The sequence below is a fragment of the Nesterenkonia maliinae genome, from assembly GCF_051262655.1.
Taxonomy (GTDB): Bacteria; Actinomycetota; Actinomycetes; order Actinomycetales; family Micrococcaceae; genus Nesterenkonia.
On the sequence record NZ_JBIMEY010000003.1, the window covers coordinates 318,861 to 335,091 of the forward strand.

Genomic DNA, 16,231 nt, shown 5'->3' on the forward strand with positions numbered 1-16,231 from the left:
CAGGCCACTGGCGCTGTCCTGCGTGGGTAGGGTGAACGTGTGCCGAACACCACCGCTTCCCGCCCTGACCCGCACCAGCTCCGACGCATCGCCCTAGAGGCCGCACAGACGGCCGGGACCCCGCTGGTCCAGGCCTTCCGCTCAGCCCCCGAGCCTGCGGGAATGGGAGTCACGACCAAGACCAGCAGCCACGACCTGGTCACCGTCCACGACGGCGCCACCGAGGACGCCCTGGCCGCCGCGCTGACCAGCGCGGTCCCGGACTCCTGGATCACCGGGGAGGAATCGGGCGCGCGCGGCCGCGGCTCGCTGGAATGGATCGTGGACCCCATCGACGGGACCAGCAACTTCGCGCACGGCTTCGCGATGTTCTCGATCTCCATCGCCGCGGTCTTCGCCGGGGAGGTCATCGCCGGGGTGGTCCATGACCCGGTCAACCGGCTCAGCTTCTCCGCCGACGACGACGGCGCCTACCTCTCCTCCTCCCAGCGGCCTGCGACCCGTCTGGAAGCCTCTCGCGGGGCCTCGCGCTCGGGCGCGCAGCTGAACCTGATGACCAGCTATCCCTCCGCAGAGGTGCTCGCCCAGGAGGGTCCGCTGGCGCTGCAGGCCTTCGGCGAGATGGTGACCGGATTCTCCACAGTGCGCCGGGTGGTGTCCGGGGCTCTGGAGCTCTGCCACGCAGCCGCCGGATGGAACGACGTGGTGCTCGGTGTGGACACCAAGCCCTGGGACATCGCGGCCGGGATGCTGATCCTGCGCCGAGCCGGCGGCACCTACCTCGCCTCCCGCGGGGACGGCGACGGTCTCGGGAAGCGCCCGGATCACCTGGCGCCGGACTATCTGGGCCTGGGCCCCGGAGTGGACTCCCCCGAGGCGCGCCGCCTCTTCCGCGAGGCCAGCGACCGGCGTCGTCGGTTTAGCCATTCCTGAACTTCGTCACAGGCCGTCCAGAGGTCCGCGACGACCGGAGATCGGGAAGACTGAGCTCAATGAGCTCCACAGACCCCGCAGACTCCTCGGCTGACCCGAGCGCGTCGCGCACGCAGACCGCCGCGCCCAGCTCACGGCAGATCCGCCGCTGGCGCAAGTACCTGGCCGATGAGCAGGCCGAAGGACGGCTCTACACCGCCCTGGCGGAGCGCAAGCAGGGCGAGGAGCGTCAGATCCTGCTCGGTCTGGCCGCTGCGGAGAAGCGCCATGAGCAGCACTGGCGGGATCTCCTGGGCGCCGACGCCGAGAAGCTGCCCGCCCCCTCGGCCCACCGGGTCCTGCTGGGCTGGATGGCGCGGATCTTCGGGTCGGTGTTCATCCTGGCGCTGGCACAGCGCGCCGAGGGCGGGTCTCCCTATGACGATGACGACGACGCGACGGCACGGATGGCCGCCGACGAGGCCATCCACGAAGAGGTCGTCCGGGCCCTGGCCACGCGCGGCCGGGAGAAGCTCTCCGGAGGGTTCCGTGCGGCGGTCTTCGGCGCCAACGACGGTCTGGTCTCGAACCTGGCCCTGATCGTGGGCATGGGCGGCACCGGCGTCGGCGCCGGAGTGATCCTGCTCACCGGCCTCGCCGGACTGCTGGCCGGAGCGCTGTCGATGGCCGCCGGGGAGTTCGTCTCGGTGCGCAGCCAGCGCGAGCTGCTCGACGCCACCCGACCCACCCAGGTCACCCTGCGCGCCGCCCCCGATCTGGACTTCGACCACAACGAGCTGATCCTGGTCTATCGGGCCCGCGGCATGAGCAAGGCCGACGCGGAGCATCGCGCGCTGGAGCGGCTCAACGTCTTCACCTGCGACTGCAGGCCGGAGCTCTCCCACGACCCGGAGGAGCCCGCCGATTCGCATGAGATCGTGGGCTCGGCCTGGACCGCGGCCGGCTCCAGCTTCGTGTTCTTCGCCATCGGCGCGCTGATCCCGGTGCTGCCCTACCTGCTGGGCAGCGAAGGCACCACCGCGATCATCATCGCCGGCTCACTGGTCGGGATCGCGCTGCTGGCCACCGGCGCAGCGGTGGGCCTGCTCTCGGGGGCTTCCCCGCTCAAGCGCGGGTTGCGCCAGCTGGGCATCGGCCTCGGCGCTGCCGGGGTCACCTACGTCCTGGGCACGCTGTTCGGCGGCACGGTGGCCTGACCAGCAAGTGGATCTCGCCTCGAGCAACTCTTCTACACGCTGTAGAAAAGGTCTAGACTCGGTGGTGCACAACGAAGTGCACCACCGACTGAGAGGCGGCGAGCATGTTCGAACACTCTGAGGGAGAACCGGTCCTGGTGCTGAGCCAGGACCAGTGCTGGAGCCTGTTGGAAGGCGTCCAGCACGGCCGACTGGTCACCGTGGTCGGCGGACGGGCAGACATCTTCCCGGTCAACTGCGCGGCCCAGGACAGGTCGATCGTGCTGCGCACCGCTCCGGGCTCCAAGCTCGCCGAGATGGCCGTCAATGAGAACGTGCTCTTCGAGGCCGACGGGATCCTCTCCGATCAGGCCTGGTCGGTGGTACTGCGCGGCACAGCCGCCCGGCTGGAGACCTCCGCCGAGCGCGAGGCCGCCGAGGAGCTCAACCTCAGGCCATGGGTGCCGACGGTCAAGGACTACTTCGTGCGGATCGTCCCCGAGGAGGTCAGCGGGCGCCACTTCCGCTTCGGCGAGCACCCGGAGCGAGAGCTGGGCGAGGGATCCGAGGGCGGCTGAGCACAGACGAGAACGGGGCCGCCCCTGATGATCAGGAACGGCCCCGTGCTGCGATCTCCAGACTGCGACGTGGAGTGAGCGTCAGCCCTTGAAGACCTCGCGAAGCAGCGCTGCGGTCTCGGACGGCGTCTTGCCGACCTTGACCCCTGCGGCCTCGAGGGCCTCCTTCTTGCCTTCAGCCGTGCCCGAACCGCCGGAGACGATGGCGCCTGCGTGGCCCATGGTCTTGCCCTCGGGTGCGGTGAAGCCGGCCACGTAGCCCACGACAGGCTTGGTGACGTGTGCCTTGATGTAGTCGGCTGCGCGCTCTTCAGCGTCGCCGCCGATCTCACCGATCATCACGATGGCCTTGGTCTCCGGATCGTTCTCGAAGGCCTCCAGCGCATCGATGTGCGTGGTCCCGATGACCGGGTCGCCGCCGATGCCGATGGAGGTGGAGAAGCCGATGTCGCGCAGCTCGTACATCATCTGGTAGGTCAGCGTCCCGGACTTCGAGACCAGGCCGATGGGCCCTGCTTCGGTGATGTTCGCCGGGGTGATGCCTGCCAGAGCCTGGCCCGGGGTGATGATGCCGGGGCAGTTCGGGCCGATGATCCGGGTGACGGGCTTGCCGTCGGCTCCGGTCTTGGTCAGCGACAGGTTGAAGAACTCCGCGGAGTCCTGCACCGGGATGCCCTCGGTGATGACCACCAGCAGGCCGATGCCGGCCTCGATGGCCTCGACTGCGGCATCCTTGGCAAACTTCGGCGGCACGAAGGCCACCGAGACGTCGGCGCCGGTCTTCTCCATGGCCTCGGACACGGAGGCGAACACGGGCAGCTCGACATCGTTGCCGGCCTTGTCCCTGTGGGACACGGCCGTGCCGGCCTTGCGAGCATTCACGCCGCCGACGATGTTGGTGCCTGCTTTGAGCATCAGGGCGGTGTGCTTGGTGCCCTCGCCGCCGGTGATGCCCTGGACGATGACCTTGGAGTCCTTGTTCAGGTAGATAGACATTGTGTGAGCAGGTCCTTACTTGTCAGTCCGCGCGGAGTGCGCAAGTTCGGCAGCCTTGTCGGCGCCGGCGTCCATGGTGTCAGCGGTGGTGACCAGCGGGTGGTTCGCCGCTTCCAGAATGCGGCGCCCCTCCTCCACGTTGTTGCCGTCGAGGCGGACCACGAGCGGCTTGGTGGCGGAGTCCCCGAGGATCTCCAGGGCCTTGACGATGCCATTGGCCACGGCGTCGCAGGAGGTGATGCCGCCGAAGACGTTGACGAAGACGGACTTGACCTGCTCGTCACCCAGGATGACGTCGAGGCCGTTGGCCATGACCTCGGCCGAGGCGCCGCCGCCGATGTCGAGGAAGTTTGCGGGCTTCACGCCGCCGTGGGCCTCGCCTGCGTACGCGACGACGTCCAGGGTGGACATGACCAGACCGGCGCCGTTGCCGATGATGCCGACCTGACCGTCAAGCTTGACGTAGTTCAGGTCGTTGGCCTTGGCCTTGGCCTCCAGCGGGTCTTCGGTCTGCTCGTCCACGAGCTCCGAGTGCGCCGGCTGGCGGAACTCGGCGTTCTCGTCGATGGTGACCTTGCCGTCGAGGGCGATGATCTGCCCGTCGCCGGTCTTGACCAGCGGGTTCACCTCGACCAGCGTGGCGTCCTCCTTGGAGAAGACTTCCCACAGCTGGATGAAGGCGTGAGCCAGCTGCTCATGCTGCTCTTCCGGGAATCCGGCCTGCTCGGCGATCTCTTTGGCCTTGGCCGCATCGATGCCGGTGTTCGGATCGACGCTCACCCGGGCCAGCGCCTCGGGCCGCTCGACGGCGAGCTGCTCGATCTCGACGCCGCCCTCCTTGGAACACATCACGAGGTAGTCGCGGTTGGCGCGGTCCAGCAGGATCGAGAAGTAGTACTCATCTGCAATGTCTGCACCCTGGGCGATCATCACGCGGTGCACGGTGTGCCCCTTGATGTCCATGCCCAGAATGGCTTCAGCATGCTGCTGTGCTTCATCGGCGCTCTTGGCAAGTTTGACGCCGCCGGCTTTGCCGCGGCCTCCGACCTTGACCTGAGCCTTGACGACGACGACGCCACCGATCTTCTCGGCGGCCGCCTTCGCTTCTTCCGGGGTCTGCGCTACGATTCCGGCCAGCACGGGAACGCCGTGTGCCTCGAAGAGATCGCGCGCCTGGTACTCATACAGGTCCACGTGTGTGTCCTTCTACGTCGAAGTCATCTCTACATGTTGAAGGTCGAGGGCGTCGCGCGCTTGACGCGCAGCGCTCAGCCGACCTTCTCCAGTGGAGCATATCGCAGGAGCAGTCGCTTCTCGGACCCGGCGAAGCTCACCTTGGCCACGGTCTTGGCGCCGGTTCCCTCGACGGCGAGCACCTCCCCGACCCCGAAGCGCTGATGGCTGACCCGGTCGCCGGGGTTCAGGCTGGGGATCTCACGATCCGGATCCACCTGGCTCGGCGCCGCGCCGCGGGTGGCTCCGGGCAGTGAGGCGGAGGTCTTCTTGCTGTCGGCCGCGCCGTAGATGGTCGCGCCGGACCGCGGCGCGCCTGAGCCGTAGGAGGTCGAGCCGGAGCCCCAGCCCCCGCTGAGGCTGCCCGCCCCGCCCTGGCTGGAGCCGCCGAATCCGGAGGACCCGAAGCCTGCCGAGCCGAAGCGCGGGCCGCGGGAGGAGGTGGAAGATGCGGCGCTGACCTCGATGAGCTCTTCGGGGATCTCCCCGAGGAACTGGCTGGGCGGGTTGAACTGGTGCTGCCCCCAGAGGTGGCGCGACTCCGCGCGAGAGAGGTAGAGCCGCTGCCGGGCGCGGGTCAGGCCCACGTAGGCGAGCCGGCGCTCCTCTGCGAGCTCCTCGGGATCGGACATCGAGCGCGAGTGCGGGAAGATGCCGTGCTCCATCCCGGTGAGGAAGACCACCGGGAACTCCAGGCCCTTGGCGGTGTGCAGGGTCATCAGGGTGACCTGTCCCTGCTCCACGGCCAGCCGCTGGGACTCCTCGTCACCGGCCGCCGGTATGGCGTCCGCGTCGGCGACCAGGGAGACCTGTTCCAGGAAGTTCGCCAGCGCGCCGGGACCCTCCTGCAGGTCGGCTCCGCCGAGACCGGCGTCGGCGCCGGCGTCGGCGGACGACCCGGTCTCGGTCTCGAGGAAGTCCTCGCCCTGGACGACTCCCCCGGAGCCGGTGTCTCGGGCGGAGTCTGCCGCGGCGGCCTCGGTCTCGTACTCCTTGACCACCGCCACCAGTTCCCCGAGGTTGTCGGCGCGGGACTCGTCCTGCAGGTCCTTGGACTGGCGCAGCGCCTCGAGCATGCCGGACTGTTCCAGCACGGCTTCGAGCACCACCGAGGGCCTGCCGTCCTGGTTGAGCTGGATCAGGTCATCGATCATCCGCACGAAGGAGGCGATGGCCTTGAGCGAGCGGGTCGCGATCCCGGGGGCCTCCTCGGCCCGGCGCAGCGCCTCCAGGAAGGTGGTCCGGTCACGGGTGGCTAGGGTGGCCACGGCTCCCTCAGCTCGCTCGCCGATCCCCCGTTTGGGCTCGTTGAGGATCCGGCGCAGGTTGACGTCGTCGTCGGGGTTGTTGACCACCCGCAGATAGGCCAGCGCGTCCTTGATCTCCTTGCGGTCGTAGAACCGGGTGCCGCCGATGACCCGGTAGGGGATGCCCCGGTTGATCAGCCGCTCCTCCAGCGAGCGCGACTGGGCGTTGGTCCGGTAGAACACGGCGACGTCGGAGGGCCTGATGCCCTCGGCGTCGCCGAGTGAGTCGATGGTGCGCGCGATCCACTCGGCCTCGTCGTTCTCCGAGGGAGCCACGTGCAGCACCACTGGGGAGCCCTCGCCGAGCGCGGTCCAGAGCTTCTTCTCGGTCCGGTTGGGGTTCTGTGAGATCACCGCGTTCGCGGCGTTGAGGATCGTCTGCGTGGAGCGGTAGTTCTGCTCCAGCTTGATGGTGGTGGCGTCGGGGTAGTCCCGCGCGAACTCGACGATGTTGCGGATATCGGCGCCGCGGAAGGCGTAGATGGACTGATCCGAGTCACCCACCACGGTCAGCTCCGCCCCGGGCGTGGGGACCTGAGTCATCGCGTCCCCGCTGGTCTCGGTCGGGCCGGTCAGCTGACGGACCAGCCGGTACTGGGCGTGGTTGGTGTCCTGGTACTCATCGACCAGCACGTGCCGGAAACGCCGCCGGTAGCTGTCCAGGATCCGCGGGAAGGCGTCGAACATGTAGACGGTCTCGGCGAGCAGGTCGTCGAAGTCGTAGGCATTGGCCGCGCGCAGCCGCTCGGTGTACTCCCGGTAGACCGTGGCGACCGCCTCGGAGAACGGCTCATGGGCGGCGGTGGACTGGAACTGATCCGCGTCGACGAGTTCATTCTTCAGCGCGGAGATCTTGTTCTTCAGCGCCCGCGGGGCGAACCGCTTCGGGTCCAGGTCATGGGACTTCGCGATGGTGGTGATCAGTCGCAGCGAGTCCGCGCTGTCGTAGATGGTGAACGTCGAGCGGCGCCCCAGGTGGGCGGCCTCGGCGCGCAGGATCCGTACGCAGGAGGAGTGAAAGGTGGAGATCCACATGCGCTCCGCGGAGGGACCGATCATCTCGGCGATGCGGTCCTTCATCTCTCGGGCGGCCTTGTTGGTGAAGGTGATCGCCAGGACCTCGTGCGGACGGGCGGCGCCGCTGCGCAGCAGGTGCACCACTCGCCGGGTCAGCACCCGGGTCTTGCCGGAGCCCGCCCCGGCCACGATCAGCAGCGGGGAGCCGGTGTGCAGCACGGCCGCCTGCTGCTCGGGGTTCAGCTCGGCGACGGCGTCCGCGGAGGCCTCTGCCGCAGGAGGCTGACCCTGCTGCAGGACGGCTGGCCCGCCGTCGTCGTGGTGAACCGCACGGCCAGCCGCGCTGGCGGGCTTGCGGGACTGCTCGGCGGGTGCGGCTTTCGGCGGGGTGAAGAGGAAATCCATGGTGGGCTCAGTCTAAGCGCCGGAGCTGACACTCACACGGCGCATGGGGCGGCCGAACCTCTGCCAGACTGGAGGGACACGGATCTATCCAGGAGGGTCATGTCCAAGCGGCGCAAGAAGGTGCGAGGCAACCCTGCGCGCGAGGCCACAGAGCCGGAGTCCTCAGGGGTCCCAGGGGCTCCGGGTGGGCTCCGGGCGTTCCGTCGAGCGCGCCGCGAGGGCCTGAACCCCTCCACGACGCCCAAGCGCCGCGACGACGTGCGTGACGGATACCTCAACGAGGCCAGCCAGCGCGCCGGGGAGGGCACCGATTCCAATCCGCACCTGCTGCTCTACGCGCTCCTGGGACTGATGGCGTTCCTCTTCGCGTACCTGCATCTGTACGCGCTGCCGCAGATGAACTATTTCGCGGGCGGATTCTCGATGCCGGACAGCCGGCTGCTGGGCTACTCGGTGGAGGACATCGAGCGGCTGCGCAATGTCATGGACTCCGACGGCACCGGCCAGCTCAGCTTCCTGCACCGCACCGCCGGGATCCTGTTCCCGCTGTCCTTCCTGTTCTCGAGCTGGGCGGTGGTCGGGCTGGTGATGCGCCGCGGGATCTTCCGCTGGATCGTGCTCGCCGGCGCCGTGCTCTTCGCGGCCGTGGACATCACCGAGAACTTCCTGATCGACCGGATCCTCACCATGGAGCCCCTGGACGAGGGCCTCGTCACGCTCTCCTCGGGGTTCACCGTCGCCAGCTGGGCGCTGCTGATCATCCTGGGTGCGGCGGTGATCGGGTCAGTGGTGATGGGCCTCATCCGCCAGGGCGTGGAACGGCCCTAGTCGCAGCCCGGCGGCCGCCGCGGCGAACCGTTCTCCCATGATCCGATGCGCCGTCGCGTCCGGATGCAGAGCGTCCGGCAGCGGGTGCTCCGCGCTGTCCTGCTCGGAGTAGAGGACGCGGCCGTCGAGGTGGTACAGGTTCGGGTCCGTGGCGCTGCGCTGCTGCACCACCCGGGCGAGTTCGGCTCGAATCACGTCCAGGGTGAGCTTGCCCGCCGCACTCTCGGCAGGGTCTCCGGTGGCGGTGAACCGCACGGTCCCCTGCGCAAGGGCCTCGAGGTCGAACGCACCCGGTCCCGGAGTGTGCTCATGGATGGCGCAATAGATCGGGGAGATCAGCATCAGCGGGGTGCCGGGGTGACCCTCCCGGATGGTGTCCAGAAATCCATGGACCGCAGGACCCAGCGCGCGCAGCCGCATCAGATCCCGATTGACCAGGTTGATCCCCAGCTTGAGGCTGATCACGTCCGCCGGGAGGTCGCGGATGGTGCGCGCCACGAAGGGGTCCAGCAGGGCGCTGCCGCCGAAGCCCAGGTTGACCAGATCCAGCTGCGCCGCCCGCGCCGCCACCACCGGCCATGTTCCGGTGGGACGGGTCGCGTTGGAGCCGTGGCTGATCGAGCTGCCATGGTGCACCCAGCGCGGACGTGAGGCCTGGACCGGTTCGACCGGGGCGTCGGCGCGCAGCGCGAGGACCTCCGTGATCTCCTGGTGCGGCAGCCAGAGCTCGAGCGTCTTCATCCCCGGTACGAGCCCCGTGAAGCTGGCGGTGTGCGGCGGGCCGGCCTGCCGCTCCGTGGCCCCGGTGGTCATGTCCACCACTGTCGTGGTTCCGCCCGAGGTCGTGGAATGCCCGATCACCTCACCGGCCAGGATGAGCTCGACGACCCCGTCGGGACGTGCTGGAGTTCCTGCATAATGGGTGCGCGAGCGCCTGGTGTCCAGTTCGATCGCGGTCGCGGCGCTGCGCAGGACCACTCGAACTCCGGAGGACTGGGCCTCCACCATCGCCATCTGTGCATCGATGTTCTGTTCTCGGGCCCAGCCGGGCAGCCGGTGGGCCCGGATGCCGCGTTCGGTCCGCTCGAGCTCCACCGCACCGTGGATGAGCGCCGGGGTCAGCCGGACAGCTGCGAGAGCCGGGTGTGTCATCGGGATCCTTCGTGTCGAGGGGAGGGGGAATCGAGCGGCCAGCTGCTCAGCACGGCATCGAGGGCGTCGATGATCCGCGGCCAGCTCTCGTCCGCCGCAGGCGAACTGTGGTCGAAGCTGCCGTTGAGCTCCAGCAGGATGAATCCGCGCAGGGTGCTGCCCAGCATTCGCACCGCATGCACCTGCGCCTCGGCGTCCAGCTTGTAGCCGCGAAGGACTGCCTCGCTGAATCGCGCGTGGCGGGGTCCGGCACTGGCCGCTGCGACCTCGGGGTCGAGGGGCTCCGAGGAGGCCTCGAAACGGCCCGGATGCTCGCGTGCGTAGTCGCGGTACGCGTTCGCGAGTCCTTCCAGAGCCTCCCGGCGGGACAGGCCTGCGATCGCCTCGGCGGCACGGTCGGCCATCTCGGCCAGCGCCAGCACGCTGACGCTGCGGCGCAGCTCTGCGGTGCCGCCGACGTGGGAGTACAGGCTCGGCGTCTGGACGCCGCAGCGCCTCGCGACCTCGGCGAGGGTGACTCGGGCGAAGCCGATCTCATCGGCCAGTTCGGCCGCGGTGCGCGCGAGACGTTCTCGGGTTATTCCTGCCCGCGCCATGGCTCTCCCTCCCGTGTCCGCCGCCTGACACCATCGAAGCTATTGGGCATAGGCTAATGCCTACACATATTGGAGAGTCAATCCCTCAGGGCCTGCGCCCTGCCCGGCCGGGTGGCTTCGGTCCGCGGCGACCCAGGTAGGATGGTCCGGTGCCGCGCGGGACTCACGGCATGCGCGGTGATCATCACCGTCCAACCCTCCGTAGCTCAGGGGATAGAGCACCGCTCTCCTAAAGCGGGTGTCGCAGGTTCGAATCCTGCCGGGGGGACCAGACGAACCACAGAGCAGCTTCCAGGTCACGGATTCGCCTGGCCAGGAAACCTCACGGATGGCGCAAGGACCGTTCGGAGACATCAGACGGGGCGCAGTGTCGTAGAACACATCTACAGTGAACCTAGCCGGCCCTCTCCGGACCGGGGCTACCTAGAGGAGAGTGACATGTCCGAGATCAATTTCCAGGATGAGGTTCTGCGGAAGCTTCGGTCCCTGGAACAGTCGGTCCAGAGAATCGAGGACGAACTACGTCTCACCAAGAACGACCCGCAAGGCGTTGAAGACGAACACACGGACTACACAACGCGAGGCTGAATCAGGCAGAAGCTCGCATAGAGATGTGCTGCTGCGGGACTTGTGAGAGGGTCGGCCCTGATCACGGGCCCTCTCACACCCCGGCCCAGAGGCCCGGATGGCGTTGCAGCGACTCGGCCCGCTCCTCGCGCCCCATCAGCCGGTAGGCCTGGCACCACTCCTCGGGTCGTGCCATCTGCAGGCCCCGCCAGAGATGGCCCGGTCTCGCCGGAATGCTCACGACTCGATCCGCCGACCCCAGCGCGAAGCCCACCAGCACGTCGATGCTGTGATCACCGGCGTCGACCAGGAACGCCGCGGCGGTGTGGAAGATCCCGGAACGTTCCCGGCGCTGATGCGGCAGACCAAGGGTGTCCAGCACCTGCTCCACGGCTCGCACCACCTGGTCCGGCTCCGCTGCCGGATCCGCCCCAGCGGGTGCCGCATCGATCACCAGGTCCCAGTCGCGGACCTCCTGGATGAGTCCCAGGCTCGCGAGCAGCCCGGACCCGCCGACCACGCTGTCGATGCCGGCGTCGCGCAGCGAGTCCTGAAGCAGGGTCACGGTCTGCAGCGGCGGGATCGCTGGGACAGCACGTTCAGAAGAGACCTCCATGGCGCCACGATATCCGCCGGGGAGTGTGACCTTGGCCCTGATCAGGAATCTAAGCCGTCCCCGCGCGGTTGGCCTGTGCAGAACGGAGGGGGCGTCTCTCCCGTGGGACGCTCCGACCACCACGCAGACAAGGACTTCTTCTATGACTTCTTCCGCCCAGGCCAGCCAGGTGCAGGACAAGCTCTTCTCGCCGCTCTCCCTCGGTGCCATCGAGATGCGCAATCGGCTCGTGATGGCCCCGCTCACCCGCATCCGCGCCGAGGAGGACGGGGTGCCCAACGAGATGATGGTCCAGTACTACACCCAGCGCGCGTCGCTCGGACTGATCGTCACCGAGGGCACCTTCCCGGTGATGGAGGGTCGCACCTGGATCGGTCAGCCCGGGCTGGAGACCGCCGAGCAGGTCGCCGGCTGGCGGAAGGTCACCGATTCGGTGCACGCCGCCGGCGGAAAGATCGTCGCCCAGATCATGCACGGCGGCCGGATCGGTCATGGGCTGATCTCCGGCACCGGCCGCGTCGTCGCTCCCAGTGCGCTCGCCGCTCCCGGTGAGATCCGCACCCCTGAGGGCAAGACGGCCCACCCGGTGCCGCATGCGCTGACCACCGAGGAGGTCGCGCAGACCATCGCCGACTTCACCCAGGCCTCACGCAACGCGATCGAGGCAGGCTTCGACGGCGTGCAGCTCCACGGCGCCAACGGCTACCTGCTCCATGAGTTCACCGCCCCGGGCTCGAACACCCGCACCGACGGCTACGGCGGCTCCCCGGAGAACCGGGCACGGCTCTCAGTGGAGGTCGCGGCGTCGGTCTCCGAGGCGATCGGCGCTGACCGCACCGGCATCCGGCTCTCCCCACAGCACAACATCCAGGGCGCGATGGAGGAGGACCACGACGACGCGCTGGCCACCTACCGCGCCATGGCGGAGGGCTTCGCGCCGCTGGGGCTGGCGCACATCGATGTGCTCAACGCGGACCCGGCGAGCGAGATCGTGCAGTTGATCCGCACCGTCTCCGCCGCCCCGCTGGTCGCCAACTCCGGCTTCGGCGTGCAGACCACCCGCGAGGAGGCCGTCCGGCTCATCGAGCAGGACCTGGCCGAGGCCGTGGGCGTCGGTCGCTCGGTCATCGCGAACCCGGACCTGGCTCTGCGCTGGGAGCAGGGACTCGAGGAGAACGAGCCCGATCCCTCGACGTTCTACGTCGGCGGCGAGCGCGGCTACACCGATTACCCGGCGCTGCGGAACTGATCACGGCCGGGTCAGGCCTGAGGCACGCGCAGCTCCAGGTGGGCCGCTCCGGGCGCATCGAGGTGGAACTCGGCGGTCACGCCGTCGAGTTCCACCTCGTAGCCGCCGAGGAATCCCTCGAGGTTCAGGCTCCCTGACTCGTCGGTGCGCAGCGGAGTCTCCGGGGTCCACCATTCGCCCTTGATCAGCTCATGCAGCCGATCGTAGGCGGGCTTGGGACTGCCGTCGCGGCGCAGCAGGCCGCCGGGAGCATTGAGCCACATGTCCTTGTCCGGCAGACCCCAGTAGGTCAGCGACTCCACCGCGGGGTGACCGAACAGCCGCCGGTAGTGGGCCTCGACCTCTTCGGCCTGGCGCGCCTCGCCCTTCTCGGTGGAGGGCCACTGCTCGGCCGAGACCTGCCAGTCGTTGAGGTCCGAGATATGCCCGGGCACCGGGGTGCCGGAGAGAATCGTGGTCTCGGTGAAGTGGATCGGGATGTTGTAGCGCGAAAAGCGCTCGAGCACGTTCAGCGTCTTCTCCTCGCCCCAGGCGCCCTGGTGCATATGGGACTGCAGACCCAGACGGTCGATCTGGATCCCCGCCTCCAGCGCGGCCTCGATGAGGCATTCGTAGGCGGTGGACATGTCGAAGTCGTTGAGCAGCAGCGTGACGTTCGGGTTCGCCGCTCGCGCCTCCTCGAAGGCCAGTCGCATCATCGCGATCCGCCCCTTCTGCCGGGCCAGCGTGGTGACCCCGTTGGGCTCCGCCGTGAACACCGGCATGATGACGACCTCGTTGATGGCGTCCCAGGTGTCGATCACCCCGGAGAAGTCCCGCACCTCACGGCGGATCCGCGCACGAAGCGCCCGGTCGATCTCCTCGACCTCCATGTCACGCAGCCACGGCGCGGTCAGCGTGTGCCAGAGCAGCGGGTGCCCCTTGACGCTCACTCCGTGATCCTTGAACCAGTGCGCGGCGGCGAGCAGCTCTGCGGTCTTCGGCTCGCCGCGGACCGGTTCGAACTGGCCCCAGTAGAAGGGCAGCGTGGCCTTGTTGAACAGCGCCATCCAGCGCTGCGCGAACTCGGCGTCGGCCGCCTCGTCCTGGGAGCGACCGTTGATCCAGTCGATGAGCTCGAACCCGATGCAGCCGAAGCCGAAGGCGTGATCCCGCTGCCGCACCAGCACGTCCCGACCCGCGAGCGGGGCGCCGTCTGACCCGGTCAGCGTGAGCGTGGCCTGGGCCCGCCGGTGCGCGAGGCTGGGGTCATGGCTGCGGAAGGGTCCTGGCGAGCTGAAGAGCGAGGTCATGGCTGAAGTCTGCCATGTGCGTGTGATCCAGCACATGGCGGCTCATCGGATCCGCCTGAACCCCTCGGTCTTCTTTGCGGGCCCGGAGACCAGGATGATGTCGTCGGCGGCCAGCACCGTCTGCGCCGTCGCCGGCTCCCAGCCTCCCTGGGCATGCTTCACGGCGGTGATCGTGACCCCATGGCGGCGGCGCACGTCGAGCACGCCCAGTTCCCGGCCCAGGATCCCCTGGTGCGGGGTGGTCTTGGCCAGGGCGTAGTCCTCGTCGATCAGGATGTAGTCCTGCAGGCTGCCGCGCACCATATGCGCCACCCGGCGGCCCATGTCCTGCTCCGGGAAGACGATGTGGCGCACTCCGAGCTGTTCGAGGATGGCCCGGTGCGGCTCGCTGACCGCTTTGGCCCACAGCTCAGGAATCTTGAACTGCAGCATCAGGGAGGTGGTCAGGATGCTGGCCTCCAGGTTGGAGGCGATGGCGACGACCACGTGGTCGAACTCGTCCACGGCGAGCTGACGCATCGCCTCCTCGCTGGTGACGTCGGCGGCGGCCACATGGGTGAGCCGTCCGTTGAGCGACTGCACCACGGACTCGTCGCGGTCGACCCCGAGCACCTCGGTGCCGTGGGCCATCAGCTCCAGGGCCAGCGCACGGCCGAACCGGCCCAGCCCGATCACTGCCACCGAGTCGGGTCCCGCGACGTCGCCGGGATCGGTTCCTCCGAAGAGCTTGAAGTTAGCCAATGATGGGCCTTTCCTTGGGAAGTTCGTACATGGTGCGGCGCTCACGCAGCGCGAGCGCCGAGGCGAAGGTGATCGGGCCGACACGACCGATGAACATCAGCAGCACCAGCAGCAGCTGCCCGGCCAGCGGGAGCTCGGCCGTGATCCCGGTGGAGAGACCCACCGTGGAGAACGCCGAGACGGTCTCGAAGAGGACCTGGTCCAGGGGCAGCCCGCTCAGGTGCATCAGTGCGCCGGTGACCACACTGATCAGTCCGCCGGCGAGCATCACGACGGCGATGGCCTGCCGGTGCACGGCTCGTGAGAGGCGCTTGCCGAAGATGTTCACGGCGGTGTCGCCGCGCAGCTCGGTGTAGACGATGAAGAGCAGCACCGCGAAGGTGGTGACCTTGATCCCGCCCGCGGTCCCGGCAGGTGCGCCGCCGATGAACATCAGCAGGTCCATTCCCAGCCAGGTGGTCGGTTCCATCGCTGAGATGTCGAGGCTGTTGAAGCCCGCTGTGCGGGTCTGCACCGACTGGAAGAAGCTGGCGAGCAGCTTCTCCGGCGCCGAGAGCGGACCCAGGGTCGCGGGATTGGACCATTCCAGCGCCAGGACCATCCCGGTGCCCAGCACCAGGAGCACACTGGTCGCCCAGAGCACGATCCGGGTGTGCATCGACCATAGCCGCGGGGTCCGGAACCGGCGCCGCAGCTGCATGATCACCGGGAAGCCGAGTCCGCCGAGGATGATCGCCGCGCACAGGCCGAGCCCGACGACGGGGTCGGTGACGAAGCCCATCATGGAGTCGCTGTAGAGCGCGAACCCGGCGTTGTTGAAGGCGGAGACGGAGTGGAAGACGCCGTGCCAGATCGCCTCTCCCGGGCTCATCTCGTAGCTGAGGTGGAACCGCAGCGACAGGATGACCGCCAGCGTGATCTCGATGATCAGCGAGATCTTGATGATGCCCAGGATCAGCGAGCGCAGATCTGCCAGTCCGAGGCTCTTGGCCTCCGCGGCGGCGAGAAGCTTGGAGCGCAGCGAGAGCCGGCCCAGCACCATCAGCCCCACCACGGTCGCGAAGGTCATCACGCCGAAGCCGCCGAGCTGGATCAGCACCAGGATGACGATCTGCCCGAACGTGGAGAAGTGGGTGCCGGTGTCCACCACGGTCAGCCCGGTGACGCACAGGGCTAAGGTCGCGGTGAAGAGCGCGTGGATGAGGTCGGTCTCCTGGCCCGGCGCGGTGGCGGCGGGGAGGAGCAGAAGCCCGGTTCCGGCGGCGGTCGCCAGCAGGAAGCCGAGGAAGATGAGCTGCACCGGTTGGATCCGGCGAAGCAAAACCCGCTGACCAGCGGGCATAGGTTGATTCACAAAGCTGAACTGTAGACCTGGGGCGGCCCCGCGACAAGCACTGGCAGCAAGTGATGCTGGTCACGCCGACGCCTCAGCTGGAGGGCATGCAAAGAAACCGGCCCCCTGGTCTCGCCGAAGCGATTCCTGGGGGCCGGTCTTTTGAGGTTCTGTTCATCGAACCCGAGATGCTCAGCGTCCGACGGCTATGCA

General features: G+C 68.3%; 15 protein-coding genes and 1 tRNA gene. 7 read left to right on the forward strand and 9 right to left on the reverse strand.

The features are described from left to right. Positions 1–39 precede the first annotated feature (39 nt). The 3 genes from ACHAA4_RS08425 (at position 40) to ACHAA4_RS08435 (ending at position 2,686) form a co-directional block, all read left to right on the forward strand. Complete coding sequence (locus tag ACHAA4_RS08425; RefSeq protein ID WP_435773724.1) at positions 40–933, forward strand: inositol monophosphatase family protein; 894 nt, start codon at positions 40–42, stop codon at positions 931–933. Positions 934–992: 59 nt separating this feature from the next. Beyond that, the gene (locus ACHAA4_RS08430) at positions 993–2,129 is read left to right on the forward strand and encodes a VIT1/CCC1 transporter family protein (protein ID WP_435773725.1); all 1,137 of its coding nucleotides are present in this window, start codon (positions 993–995) and stop codon (positions 2,127–2,129) included. 104 nt (positions 2,130–2,233) lie between these two features. Next, positions 2,234–2,686, forward strand: coding sequence for a pyridoxamine 5'-phosphate oxidase family protein (locus ACHAA4_RS08435; RefSeq protein ID WP_435773726.1), 453 nt, complete (start codon positions 2,234–2,236; stop codon positions 2,684–2,686). An 81-nt stretch (positions 2,687–2,767) separates the two neighbouring features. Here ACHAA4_RS08435 and sucD read toward each other — a convergent pair whose 3' ends face one another. The 3 genes from sucD to ACHAA4_RS08450 all read right to left on the reverse strand — a co-directional run bounded on the left by sucD (position 2,768) and on the right by ACHAA4_RS08450 (position 7,644). Beyond that, a complete protein-coding gene (gene sucD / locus ACHAA4_RS08440) occupies positions 2,768–3,682 on the reverse strand; it encodes a succinate--CoA ligase subunit alpha (RefSeq protein WP_435773727.1) in 915 nt (304 codons plus the stop codon). 15 nt (positions 3,683–3,697) lie between these two features. Beyond that, positions 3,698–4,876, reverse strand: a complete 1,179-nt coding sequence (gene sucC / locus ACHAA4_RS08445) for an ADP-forming succinate--CoA ligase subunit beta (RefSeq protein ID WP_435773728.1) — start codon at positions 4,874–4,876, stop codon at positions 3,698–3,700. A gap of 74 nt (positions 4,877–4,950) precedes the next feature. Next, positions 4,951–7,644: an ATP-dependent helicase gene (locus tag ACHAA4_RS08450; RefSeq protein ID WP_435773729.1), complete on the reverse strand. Its 2,694-nt coding sequence runs from the start codon at positions 7,642–7,644 to the stop codon at positions 4,951–4,953. Between the two features lie 99 nt (positions 7,645–7,743). Here ACHAA4_RS08450 and ACHAA4_RS08455 point away from each other — a divergent pair, with 99 nt between their 5' ends. Beyond that, entirely contained in the window at positions 7,744–8,472 is a 729-nt protein-coding gene (locus ACHAA4_RS08455; protein ID WP_435773730.1) for a hypothetical protein, read from the forward strand. On the opposite strand, the gene ACHAA4_RS08460 is transcribed toward ACHAA4_RS08455, so the two are convergent. Next, positions 8,428–9,624, reverse strand: a complete 1,197-nt coding sequence (locus ACHAA4_RS08460) for an SGNH/GDSL hydrolase family protein (protein ID WP_435773731.1) — start codon at positions 9,622–9,624, stop codon at positions 8,428–8,430. The two genes, ACHAA4_RS08455 and ACHAA4_RS08460, sit on opposite strands and share 45 nt — an antisense overlap. After that, positions 9,621–10,220 (reverse strand): TetR/AcrR family transcriptional regulator, encoded by a 600-nt coding sequence (locus tag ACHAA4_RS08465; RefSeq protein WP_435773732.1) that lies wholly within the window; start codon positions 10,218–10,220, stop codon positions 9,621–9,623. The genes ACHAA4_RS08460 and ACHAA4_RS08465 overlap by 4 nt, the downstream gene beginning before the upstream one ends. A gap of 195 nt (positions 10,221–10,415) precedes the next feature. On the opposite strand from ACHAA4_RS08465, the gene ACHAA4_RS08470 reads away from it, so the two are divergent. Both ACHAA4_RS08470 and ACHAA4_RS08475 read left to right on the forward strand, forming a co-directional pair. Further along, a tRNA-Arg gene (locus ACHAA4_RS08470) sits at positions 10,416–10,491 on the forward strand. Between the two features lie 167 nt (positions 10,492–10,658). Then, complete coding sequence (locus ACHAA4_RS08475) at positions 10,659–10,808, forward strand: hypothetical protein (RefSeq protein WP_435773733.1); 150 nt, start codon at positions 10,659–10,661, stop codon at positions 10,806–10,808. Positions 10,809–10,881: 73 nt separating this feature from the next. Here ACHAA4_RS08475 and ACHAA4_RS08480 read toward each other — a convergent pair whose 3' ends face one another. Continuing rightward, positions 10,882–11,403, reverse strand: a complete 522-nt coding sequence (locus ACHAA4_RS08480; protein ID WP_435773734.1) for a hypothetical protein — start codon at positions 11,401–11,403, stop codon at positions 10,882–10,884. 142 nt (positions 11,404–11,545) lie between these two features. Between ACHAA4_RS08480 and ACHAA4_RS08485 the strand changes: the two genes are divergently transcribed. Then, a complete protein-coding gene (locus ACHAA4_RS08485; RefSeq protein ID WP_435773735.1) occupies positions 11,546–12,652 on the forward strand; it encodes an alkene reductase in 1,107 nt (368 codons plus the stop codon). A gap of 11 nt (positions 12,653–12,663) precedes the next feature. On the opposite strand, the gene ACHAA4_RS08490 is transcribed toward ACHAA4_RS08485, so the two are convergent. From ACHAA4_RS08490 to ACHAA4_RS08500, 3 genes are read right to left on the reverse strand one after another with little or no spacing between them, the layout of a single operon-like run. Next, positions 12,664–13,944, reverse strand: a complete 1,281-nt coding sequence (locus tag ACHAA4_RS08490; RefSeq protein WP_435773736.1) for an endo-1,4-beta-xylanase — start codon at positions 13,942–13,944, stop codon at positions 12,664–12,666. Between the two features lie 42 nt (positions 13,945–13,986). After that, positions 13,987–14,685 (reverse strand): potassium channel family protein, encoded by a 699-nt coding sequence (locus tag ACHAA4_RS08495; RefSeq protein ID WP_435773737.1) that lies wholly within the window; start codon positions 14,683–14,685, stop codon positions 13,987–13,989. Then, positions 14,678–16,027, reverse strand: coding sequence for a TrkH family potassium uptake protein (locus ACHAA4_RS08500; protein WP_435773738.1), 1,350 nt, complete (start codon positions 16,025–16,027; stop codon positions 14,678–14,680). The genes ACHAA4_RS08495 and ACHAA4_RS08500 overlap by 8 nt, the downstream gene beginning before the upstream one ends. Between the last annotated feature and the right edge of the window lie 204 nt (positions 16,028–16,231).

Coding starts and splice junctions, on each gene's coding strand:
- ACHAA4_RS08490 (WP_435773736.1), bottom strand. CDS start 13,944: ATGACCTCGCTCTTCAGCTCGCCAGGACCCTTCCGCAGCCATGACCCC.
- ACHAA4_RS08430 (WP_435773725.1), top strand. CDS start 993: ATGAGCTCCACAGACCCCGCAGACTCCTCGGCTGACCCGAGCGCGTCG.
- ACHAA4_RS08485 (WP_435773735.1), top strand. CDS start 11,546: ATGACTTCTTCCGCCCAGGCCAGCCAGGTGCAGGACAAGCTCTTCTCG.
- ACHAA4_RS08460 (WP_435773731.1), bottom strand. CDS start 9,624: ATGACACACCCGGCTCTCGCAGCTGTCCGGCTGACCCCGGCGCTCATC.
- ACHAA4_RS08450 (WP_435773729.1), bottom strand. CDS start 7,644: ATGGATTTCCTCTTCACCCCGCCGAAAGCCGCACCCGCCGAGCAGTCC.
- ACHAA4_RS08455 (WP_435773730.1), top strand. CDS start 7,744: ATGTCCAAGCGGCGCAAGAAGGTGCGAGGCAACCCTGCGCGCGAGGCC.
- ACHAA4_RS08500 (WP_435773738.1), bottom strand. CDS start 16,027: ATGCCCGCTGGTCAGCGGGTTTTGCTTCGCCGGATCCAACCGGTGCAG.
- ACHAA4_RS08435 (WP_435773726.1), top strand. CDS start 2,234: ATGTTCGAACACTCTGAGGGAGAACCGGTCCTGGTGCTGAGCCAGGAC.
- ACHAA4_RS08475 (WP_435773733.1), top strand. CDS start 10,659: ATGTCCGAGATCAATTTCCAGGATGAGGTTCTGCGGAAGCTTCGGTCC.
- sucD (WP_435773727.1), bottom strand. CDS start 3,682: ATGTCTATCTACCTGAACAAGGACTCCAAGGTCATCGTCCAGGGCATC.
- ACHAA4_RS08465 (WP_435773732.1), bottom strand. CDS start 10,220: ATGGCGCGGGCAGGAATAACCCGAGAACGTCTCGCGCGCACCGCGGCC.
- ACHAA4_RS08480 (WP_435773734.1), bottom strand. CDS start 11,403: ATGGAGGTCTCTTCTGAACGTGCTGTCCCAGCGATCCCGCCGCTGCAG.